Annotated in this window: 1 pseudogene; it reads right to left on the bottom strand. The window is 62.3% G+C overall.

The features are described from left to right. Window positions 1-808 (bottom strand): annotated as a pseudogene (locus tag RY113_RS18420) (hypothetical protein); the annotation flags it as partial. Window positions 809-857: the final 49 nt, after the last annotated feature.

Below are 857 nucleotides of genomic sequence, written 5' to 3'. Positions count from 1 at the left end.
ACCCCGATCCATCCCCCACCAACTCACCCACCAGCACCTCATCCCCCACCACAGACCCGCTGGTTTCAGGCAGGAAGGTACCGCTAAAGGGTTGCGAGGTGGGATTATTTGCTGTGGTGTGAGCGAACGATTCACCGTCCCCAGCGGCTACCCCCGGGGCTAGCTCTGGGTTTAGCTCTGGGTTTAGCTCTGGGTTTAGCTCTGGGGCTGCAGCAGTGTGCGGGCCCGTGCTTGAACTCGGGTTCGGACTGGGGTTCGGACTGGGGTTCGGACTCGGGTTCGGACTCGGGTTCGGACTGGGGTTCGGGCTGGTACGCGGGCCGGTGTAGTGCCAGGGTGCTTCCTCCTCCGCGATCCGCACTCCCCCGAACCAGGCATTGTTCCCGTCGGAGGTATTGTTCCCGTCCGAGGTATTAACGCGATCATGTAGCCCATCACCCCCAACGGAACCCTCACCACCTCCAGCACTGCCGCCAGCCCCCGCACCGGCCCTGGCGCCGGTCTTGCTGTTGCTGTTGCTATTGGTGTTGGTGGGTGGTGGTCCTAGGAGCAGGGTTGCGCCTACGTCGGCTCTGAGTTGGGTCAGGGTCCGGTATTCACGGCAGTCTTGGCCGGTACCTGCTTGGTCCGCATGGGATTGGGCTGTGTTCGCATCGGCTTTCAGCGCCCTGGCTAGGCGGGTGCAGTTGGTATAGATACCTTCAGCGGCCAGGGTGGGCACGTACAGGGTGAGCCAGGACATCCCGTCTTTTCCCGGTAAACACGTCATGGCCCGTTGCCGAAAGGCTTCCTTGGTCCGGGTGGCCATGGTGGCTGGGAACATTGATTCCCGTGCCCTGCGTGCTTTCGCATGAAAA

Source organism: Arthrobacter sp. lap29, assembly GCF_032458965.1.
GTDB classification, from domain to species: domain Bacteria; phylum Actinomycetota; class Actinomycetes; order Actinomycetales; family Micrococcaceae; genus Specibacter; species Specibacter psychrochitiniphilus.
This window is presented reverse-complemented; position numbering and strand designations above follow the sequence as displayed.